At 70.0% G+C, this 4102-nt stretch carries 3 protein-coding genes and 2 pseudogenes; all 5 read left to right on the forward strand.

Going from position 1 to position 4102, the window contains the following annotated elements; genetic code table 11:
- Positions 1-256 (forward strand): annotated as a pseudogene (locus tag V7067_RS16140) (erythrose-4-phosphate dehydrogenase); the annotation flags it as partial.
- Between the two features lie 126 nt (positions 257-382).
- Positions 383-1576: a phosphoglycerate kinase gene (locus tag V7067_RS16145; protein ID WP_334176924.1), complete on the forward strand. Its 1194-nt coding sequence runs from the start codon at positions 383-385 to the stop codon at positions 1574-1576.
- A 134-nt stretch (positions 1577-1710) separates the two neighbouring features.
- Entirely contained in the window at positions 1711-2745 is a 1035-nt protein-coding gene (locus V7067_RS16150) for a class I fructose-bisphosphate aldolase (RefSeq protein WP_334176925.1), read from the forward strand.
- Positions 2742-3488, forward strand: coding sequence for a thiamine phosphate synthase (locus V7067_RS16155; RefSeq protein WP_334176926.1), 747 nt, complete (start codon positions 2742-2744; stop codon positions 3486-3488). Before V7067_RS16150 ends, V7067_RS16155 begins: the two co-directional genes overlap by 4 nt.
- A 16-nt stretch (positions 3489-3504) precedes the next feature.
- Positions 3505-4102 (forward strand): annotated as a pseudogene (locus V7067_RS16160) (hypothetical protein); the annotation flags it as partial.

A 4102-nucleotide genomic window follows, 5' to 3' on the forward strand; every position in this document is an offset into this window, starting at 1 on the left:
CGCCACCACCAAGGACGAGATCAACGCGGCCATCAAGGCGGCGGCCGACGGCCCGATGAAGGGCGTGCTCGGCTACACCCTGGTGCCGAACGTGTCGATCGACTTCAACCACGATCCGCACTCCTCCACCTTCGCCATCGATCAGACGAAGGTGCTGGACGGCACGCTGGTGCGCGTTCTGTCCTGGTACGACAACGAGTGGGGCTTCTCCAACCGCATGAGCGACACCGCCGTTGCGCTGGCGAAGCTGATCTGACGCGGACCGGCCCGGCGGCGGACAGGGTCCGCCGCCGGGCCTGCATCCGATGGGGGAGCGGGAGCCGGGACCGGGCAGCGATCACGCGCCGGCGGCTCCGGCAAGAGGCATCCTGAAAGGCAAGCGATGGCCAAGTTCCGCACACTCGACGACATCGATGCCGCCGCCAAGCGCGTTCTGGTCCGGGTTGACCTGAACGTGCCGGTCAAGGACGGCGCGGTCACCGACGACACCCGCATCCGGGCCGTTGCCCCGACCATTTCCGAACTCGCCGGCAAGGGCGCCAAGGTCATCCTGCTCGCCCATTTCGGCCGCCCCAAGGGCAAGCGCGACGAAACGCAGTCGCTGAAGGTCGTGGTGCCGGCGGTGGCGAAGGTTCTGGGCCGCCCGGTGGCCTTTGCCGATGACTGCATCGGCGACGTGGCCGCGGCGGCGGTGGCCGCGCTGGCGCCGGGCGACGTGCTCATTCTGGAAAACACCCGCTTCTACAAGGGCGAGGAAGGCAACGACCCGGCCTTCGTGCAGGCGCTGGCCGCCAGCGGCGACCTCTATGTGAACGACGCCTTCTCGGCCGCCCACCGCGCCCACGCCTCCACCGAAGGCCTCGCCCATGTGCTGCCGGCCTTTGCCGGCCGGTCCATGCAGGCCGAGCTGGAGGCCCTCGACAAGGCGCTCGGCGCCCCGGTGCGCCCGGTCGCGGCCATCGTCGGCGGCGCGAAGGTCTCCTCCAAGATCGACCTTCTGGAAAACCTCGTTGCCAAGGTCGACATGCTGGTCATCGGCGGCGGCATGGCCAACACCTTCCTCGCCGCCAAGGGCGTGAACGTCGGCAAGTCGCTGTGCGAGCACGATCTGGCGGAAACGGCGCTGCGCATCCTCAAGGCGGCCGATGCCGCCGGCTGCCGCATCGTGCTGCCCGAGGATGCGGTGGTGGCCGAGGCCTTTGCCGCCAACGCCCCGAACCGGATCGTGGAACTCGATGCGGTGCCGGCCGAGAGCATGATTCTCGATGTCGGTCCGAAGTCGCTGACCGCGGTCGTGGCCGCGCTGGAGGAAGCCCGCACGCTGGTGTGGAACGGGCCGCTCGGCGCCTTCGAGCTGGAGCCGTTCGACCGCGGCACCGTTTCGGCCGCGCTGGCGGCCGCGGAGCTGACGCGGGCCGGCCGGCTGACCTCGATTGCCGGCGGCGGCGACACCGTTGCGGCGCTGAACCACGCCGGCGTTGCGGCGCAGTTCTCTTACATTTCCACCGCCGGCGGCGCCTTCCTGGAATGGATGGAAGGCAAGGCCCTGCCGGGCGTGGAAGCTCTGAAGGCCTGAGGCGCAGCCGGCCCGGCGCCGGGTGCGCCGGGCTGCCGCGCGCGGCCGGTGAAAGCGGTTTGACGTGTCCTGGGGGCTGCCGGCGGGCGGCCACGGGGGAACCTTGAAGACGACGCAGGAACGGGACAGGAACGATGACTGAACGCCTCGCTGATATTGCGGCCGCCATGGTCGCCGATGGCAAGGGCCTTCTCGCGGCCGACGAGAGCTCGAGCACCATCAAGAAGCGCTTCGATACCATCAATCTGGTGTCGACCTTCGAAGCCCGTCGCGATTACCGCGAGATGCTGTTCACCGCCGACGAGGCGATGAGCAAGTACATCTCCGGCGTCATCCTCTATGACGAGACCATTCGTCAGGCGGCCCGCGACGGCACCCCGCTGGTGGACATCATCAAGAAGGCGGGCTCGATTCCGGGCATCAAGGTGGATGCCGGCGCCAAGGCGATGGCTGCCTTCCCGGGCGAGAAGGTGACCGAGGGCCTCGACGGCCTGCGCGAGCGCCTGCAGGAGTATCACAAGCTCGGCGCCCGCTTTGCCAAGTGGCGCGCGGTGATCGACATCGACACCGCCAGCGGCCTGCCCAGCTATGGCGCGCTGCGCGCCAACGTGCAGGCGCTGGCCCGCTATGCGGCGCTGTGCCAGGAGAACGGCATCGTTCCGATCGTCGAGCCGGAAGTCATCATGGATGGCCCGAACTCGACCCACGACATCAAGACCTGCTACACCGTGACCGAGAAGGCGCTGAAGTTCCTCTATGAGGAGCTGTTCATCGCCCGCGTCGATCTGGAAGGCACGATCCTGAAGCCGAACATGGTCGTTCCCGGCCAGAAGTGCCCGGTGCAGGCGAGCCCCGAGCAGGTGGCGGAGCTGACCGTGAAGCTGTTCAAGGCGACCGTTCCGGTGGCCGTGCCCGGCATCGCGTTCCTCTCCGGCGGACAGTCGGACGAACTCGCCACCCAGCACCTGTCGCTGATCAACGAGAGCGGCGACCTGCCGTGGAAGATCACCTTCTCCTACGGCCGCGCGCTGCAGGCGGCGGCCATCAAGGCGTGGGGCGGCAAGGACGAAAACTGGGCGGCCGGCCAGCGTGCCTTCACGCACCGCGCCAAGATGAACTGGCTTGCCGGCAACGGTAAGTGGAAGGCCGAACTGGAAAAGGCGGCGTGAGCGCGTCGGACAGGAAAAGGAAAGGGCGCGCCACAGGCGCGCCCGATTCCTCAGGTCATGCTTCAGCCGCTGCCGGGAAAACCCCGGCAGCGGCTGAAAGCGTTCGGTCGCGGCTGTTTCTGATCGCCGGCCCGGAAGCGGGCGGTGCGGACAGCAACGGACTGGAAGAGGCGCTGGCCGGCGGCGACGTGGCGGCGGTGCTGATTCTGCCCGGCGACGAGGACGAGGCGCAGTTCCAGCACCGTGCCGAGGCGCTGGTGCGGGTTGCGCAGGCTGCCGGCGCGGCGGCGGTCATTGCCGGCGACAGCCGCACGGCAGGCCGGGCGCGCGCCGACGGCATTCACGTGGCGGTGGGCGACGAAGACTTCGCCACGGTGCTGGAGAGCTTCCACCCCGACCGCATCGTCGGGGCCGGCGGCATCCGCGAGCGCCACGATGCCATGCAGGCCGCCGAACAGGGGGCCGACTACGTGTTCTTCGGCCGCCTCGATCTGGTGCCGGAGGACGAAGCCCATCCGAAGACGCTGGCACTCGCCGAATGGTGGGCCGCCGTCTTTGAAGTTCCCTGCGTCGCCCTTGCCGGCGCCGCACTTGCCAGCGTCACCGAGATTGCGCTGACCGGGGCAGACTTCGTGGCCGTCCGACAGGCGGTGTGGTCTTATCCCGGCGGTCCGCGGGCCGCGGTGGCCGAGGCCAACAGGTTGATCGATGAGGCATTCGCATCTGCTGACGGGTTGCGGTGAAGAGACCGGGCACGCCGTGTCCGGTCCGGATCGCGGCATCCCCGAAACCGGTCCGACCCGCGCCGTCCGGCGGATGTCGCGCACCCTGCGCGGCCTGAAGCGGCCATTGCTGATGGCCGTGCTGGCGGCCGTGCCGATGCTCGGCCAGCCCCTGCCGGCGGGCGCGGGTATGCTCGATCCGCTCGATTCGGCCTGGAAGAAAGTGCAGTCGGTGTTGCCGCTGCCGGGCAAGAAGCAGCCGGAGCCTGCGGCAACCCCGCAGGAGCCGGAGCAGGCCCCGGGCGGGGCCCCGCTGCTGATCCGCCCGCAGGTTCCGGCCGCCGTTGCGCCGGCCGCCCAGAAGCCGCGGGCCGCGGCCGCAGCGCCGGCCCCGCAGGTGCCGCGCGTGGGCGCCCTGCCGGCCCCGCGCCCGGAAATGCCGGTTGTGGCCAGCCCGGGCGAACCGGCGCCGGCCATGCCGGAGGCTGTCGACGGCTCTGCTGCGCCGGCCATCGCCGGGACGGCCGTTTCTGCGCCCGCCCCCGCAGCGTCGCCTGCCGCTGACGAGCCTGCGGCCGCCGCCGAACCGGTCACCGCCGAATCTGCTACCCCTGCGCCTGTCACCGGCGGGCCTG

The sequence above is a fragment of the Pseudoxanthobacter sp. genome (assembly GCF_036822375.1).
In the GTDB taxonomy this organism is placed as follows: domain Bacteria; phylum Pseudomonadota; class Alphaproteobacteria; order Rhizobiales; family Segnochrobactraceae; genus Pseudoxanthobacter.